The following is a 2930-nucleotide window of genomic DNA, read 5'->3' as shown; positions in this document are numbered from 1 at the left end:
CCGGCACGGCGGCCCCCGGGTCGAGATCGACCCGGCGGACGGGCGGCTGGTGCACGCGTACGGCCACGGCGGCGCCGGGGTGACGCTGTCCTGGGGCTGCGCGGCCGAGGTCGCCGATCTCGCCCTGAGTGTCTGACCGCGCGGTGCGGGCGGCCCCCCGCCGGAGCGCGCGGGCGGTAGCCTCGGCCCGGTGTCCGCCCGCCGCGCCGCACTGTCCGCCCTCGTCGCCCTGATCGCCGTCCACATCGGCTGCACCCTGGTCGCGCTCGCGGCCTACCGCCACCGGATCGGCGTGGTGACCCACGACGGCGCCAGTTTCCCGGTGGAGCTGCTCGACGCCGTGGTGCCCCTCCGCGACCTGCTGCCCGCCGTGCTCTGGCTGCTGCCGGTCACGCTGCTCGTCACGTTCGCGGCCCTCGGCTGCTGGGCCGCCCGGCGGACCGTCAGTCCCGGCGACGAGCGGCTACCGAGGGCGGCCTGGACCGCCGGCATCGCCGCGGTGCTGCTCAACCCGCTCGCGGCCGTGCGCTACGCGTCGGCCACCGCGAACGGCGGCGAGTACATGCGTACGGTGCAGGTGGAGACCACCCTCCTGGTGCTGGCCGCTGCCGTGGCCACCACGATGAGCGCGCTCGCCGTCGCCGGGTTCGTGCGGCGCTCTGAGACAGCGAGGTCGCCGTCGCGGATGCGGGTGGACGACTGGTCAGCGGGCCCGGCGGGACGAGAGTGACCTGTCCGCTCAGGTGTGTCTCGTCCACGCGACGAACCGGTGGAACAGTTCGTCGGGACGTGGGCCCGGATCGGGGTTGAGTCTCAGCAGGTCGGCGGCGGCGTCGAACAGGCATGTCGCCATGTAGATCGACAGCGCCACCCGGTCCCGCCGGTATTCCAGCAGCAACAACAGGCGCGCGGGCTGGCACGGCCACGGGCCGGCGCAGACCCGGCAGAGCCACAGCGGCCGGATCGCCACGTGCGGCCGGATCGCTCTGGGCGGGCGGCCCGGCGGCGAGGATGTCGGCATACCCCATACGGTGACCGAGGCGTTGACCCGAGTCAAGGAGCCAGGTCAACTGTCTAGCGTCCGGCGTATGGAGCTGGTGGGCGCAGCCGAGATTCGCGTGATGCTGGGCGGCATCAGCAAGCAGCGGGTCTACGTGATCACCAGTAACCGCAACTTCCCGGAGCCGGTGGCCGACCTCGTGCAGGGCAAGGTCTGGTTGAAGTCGGACGTCCAGGAGTGGATCAAGGAGCACCGGCCGGAGCTGGCCGCCGATTGAGCGTCCGGCTCACCGCTCCAGAACGGTGAGCCATTCGGCTGCGCGGGGACGGTATCCGTGCAGCTCGAAGAGCCCGCGCACGATCGCCGGCACGTGCCCGGCGCCGTACACGACCGCCACGTCGATGCGCTCGGAGGACCGGGTACGGATCAGCTCGGACAACGCGGCGAGCAGCCGCTCGTCGGTGGCCGACGGCAGGTCGTTCACCTCGATCTCCGGTGAGAGCAGACGCCGGGTGCCGCCGAAGAACTGCATCACCGTCACGAACGGGATCACCAGCCACATCTGGAGGCGGTACCGCAGCGGCATCGCCCGCCAGCCCTCGGCGAACTCCGCGGCCGACACGTCCGGGTTGAGCACCTCGACGCCGAGGGACGCGTACGGGATGGGGTCCGTCACCAGGCCGGAGCGCCGGTTGGCCGGCATGGCCCGGTAGGTGAGTGTCAACGCCGAGCCGACCACCGACCGGCCGCTGACGCCCTCGACGACGAGCAGGTCGCATTCCCGGAGCCGCTTCGTGACCGCTGCGTAGAACGCCGGGCTCGCCACGTGGAGCATCGGGAACACCAGGAACTCCAGCCGGCTGCCGGGCCGGCGTAGCCGGAGCACGGCGGAGCGGGTGCCGATGACGCTGTGTTCGATGATCTGCATGCCTGCCCCCCGTGGCTCGGCTGCTCTTGTCGGCAGGGTAGGGCGGCCGGGCAAAGGGTCCCGTGCGCGCGGCGGCGCGTACCGGTCAGGAATCGAGAAGCCCTGGGCGGGCGCCCCGACCTAGCGTTTCCGGCACGGGCCTCCCCGCCGGGGAGGCCACCGCCGGGAGGTAGGCATCAATGGATACGCGCATCCGCCAACTGCACCGCTGGCTCTCTGTCGCCTTCACCGTGACGGTCGTGATCACCTTCGTGGCGCTGGCGCAGAAGGACCCGATCGTGTGGGTCTCCTACGTGCCGCTGCTGCCGCTCGCCCTGCTCCTGATCAGCGGCCTCTACCTGTTCGCGCTGCCGTACCTGCGGCGTCGCCGCGCCGTCGCGCGCCCGCGCTGACCTGGGGGATTACCGGGGCCGGTCAGCGGGCAACACTGGCGGATGGAGCAGAAGGTGATGGTGTTCGCCCCGGCCCCGCTGTTGACGGTGACGATCGAGCAGCAGGGCGAAGCGACCGAGCTGCATCTGCACCCGGGCGGGCAGGGCGTGTGGCAGAGCCGGATGATCGCCGCGCTCGGCGTGCCGGTGACCATGTGCGTGGGCCTCGGCGGCGAGGTCGGCGACGCGGTCCGCAAGCTGCTCGACGACGAGGACGTCACGGTACGGATGGTGCGGCGCGAGTCCGGCACCGGCTGGTACGTGCACGACCGGCGGGACGGCGAGCGGACCGAGATCGCCGAGAACCCGGGCGTGCCGATGGTGCGGCACGACATCGACGAGCTGTACACGGTGACGCTCACCGAAGGGCTGCGTGCCCCGGTGAGCGTGCTCAGCGGACCGGCCGACCCGGGTGTGGTGGACCCGGACATCTACCGGCGGCTCGCCGCCGACCTGAGCGCCAACGGCGGAACCGTGGTGGCCGACCTGTCCGGGCCGTACCTGGAGGCGGTGCTCGACGGCGGGGTGAGCGTGCTGAAGGTCAGCCACGAGGAACTGCTCGACGACGGCC

General features: G+C 72.0%; 6 protein-coding genes. 4 read left to right on the top strand and 2 right to left on the bottom strand.

All coding sequences use genetic code 11. The features are described 5' to 3' along the window. The first annotated feature begins 190 nt into the window (after positions 1 to 190). The gene (locus MCBG_RS09590; RefSeq protein WP_043325159.1) at positions 191 to 730 is read left to right on the top strand and encodes a hypothetical protein; all 540 of its coding nucleotides are present in this window, start codon (positions 191 to 193) and stop codon (positions 728 to 730) included. Positions 731 to 739: 9 nt separating this feature from the next. Here MCBG_RS09590 and MCBG_RS09585 read toward each other — a convergent pair whose 3' ends face one another. After that, the gene (locus MCBG_RS09585) at positions 740 to 1021 is read right to left on the bottom strand and encodes a hypothetical protein (RefSeq protein WP_043325158.1); all 282 of its coding nucleotides are present in this window, start codon (positions 1019 to 1021) and stop codon (positions 740 to 742) included. Between the two features lie 67 nt (positions 1022 to 1088). On the opposite strand from MCBG_RS09585, the gene MCBG_RS09580 reads away from it, so the two are divergent. After that, the gene (locus tag MCBG_RS09580) at positions 1089 to 1277 is read left to right on the top strand and encodes a hypothetical protein (protein ID WP_043325157.1); all 189 of its coding nucleotides are present in this window, start codon (positions 1089 to 1091) and stop codon (positions 1275 to 1277) included. Positions 1278 to 1286: 9 nt separating this feature from the next. Here the strand turns inward: MCBG_RS09580 and MCBG_RS09575 are convergent, their stop codons facing one another. Then, positions 1287 to 1928, bottom strand: coding sequence for a hypothetical protein (locus MCBG_RS09575; RefSeq protein WP_043325156.1), 642 nt, complete (start codon positions 1926 to 1928; stop codon positions 1287 to 1289). Between the two features lie 179 nt (positions 1929 to 2107). On the opposite strand from MCBG_RS09575, the gene MCBG_RS09570 reads away from it, so the two are divergent. After that, positions 2108 to 2320, top strand: coding sequence for a hypothetical protein (locus MCBG_RS09570; protein WP_043325155.1), 213 nt, complete (start codon positions 2108 to 2110; stop codon positions 2318 to 2320). Between the two features lie 42 nt (positions 2321 to 2362). Continuing rightward, on the top strand, positions 2363 to 2930 hold a 568-nt coding region (locus tag MCBG_RS09565; RefSeq protein WP_223201144.1), incomplete at its 3' end, for a PfkB family carbohydrate kinase.

The sequence above is a fragment of the Micromonospora sp. M42 genome (assembly GCF_000568915.1).
Lineage (GTDB): Bacteria > Actinomycetota > Actinomycetes > Mycobacteriales > Micromonosporaceae > Micromonospora > Micromonospora chalcea.
This window is presented reverse-complemented; position numbering and strand designations above follow the sequence as displayed.

Bases quoted from the DNA above. Each gene is read 5' to 3' on its own strand.
- MCBG_RS09585 (WP_043325158.1), bottom strand. From the start codon at position 1,021: ATGCCGACATCCTCGCCGCCGGGCCGCCCGCCCAGAGCGATCCGGCCG.
- MCBG_RS09580 (WP_043325157.1), top strand. From the start codon at position 1,089: ATGGAGCTGGTGGGCGCAGCCGAGATTCGCGTGATGCTGGGCGGCATC.
- MCBG_RS09575 (WP_043325156.1), bottom strand. From the start codon at position 1,928: ATGCAGATCATCGAACACAGCGTCATCGGCACCCGCTCCGCCGTGCTC.
- MCBG_RS09570 (WP_043325155.1), top strand. From the start codon at position 2,108: ATGGATACGCGCATCCGCCAACTGCACCGCTGGCTCTCTGTCGCCTTC.